This window comes from Helicobacter sp. WB40, assembly GCF_027859275.1.
GTDB classification, from domain to species: domain Bacteria; phylum Campylobacterota; class Campylobacteria; order Campylobacterales; family Helicobacteraceae; genus Helicobacter_D; species Helicobacter_D ibis.
In genome coordinates this window covers 1-256 of the sequence record NZ_JAQHXS010000035.1, presented here as the reverse complement: position 1 = coordinate 256, position 256 = coordinate 1, and the positions used below count along the sequence as shown (strand labels likewise).

1 protein-coding gene is annotated in these 256 nt (G+C 53.5%); it reads left to right on the top strand.

Annotation, left to right across the window (positions count from 1 at the left end; translation table 11 throughout):
- A partial coding sequence (locus tag PF022_RS08820) for a hypothetical protein (protein WP_271023587.1) occupies positions 1 to 220 on the top strand: 220 nt, incomplete at its 5' end.
- Positions 221 to 256 lie beyond the last annotated feature (36 nt).

The following is a 256-nucleotide window of genomic DNA, read 5'->3' as shown; positions in this document are numbered from 1 at the left end:
GTGCCATGCTGCACTGGCAAAATGTCCAAGGGGCGAAGCTGCGGCTTTGCCCTTTTTTCTTTGTTTTCCGGTCTGTGACGCGCTGAGCGGCTTCCACGGGACGCTCAAACGCGCCCCGTCCGGAATGCCCGCAGTTTCAGCAAAACCGCCCATATGCGGCAGCTGCAGCCATCCTCAAAAAATTTACCAATTGATAAAAATTTTTTCCGTGCCACTCTGAATGGGTACCCAGGTGAGACCAAGGTAAGGACAGACA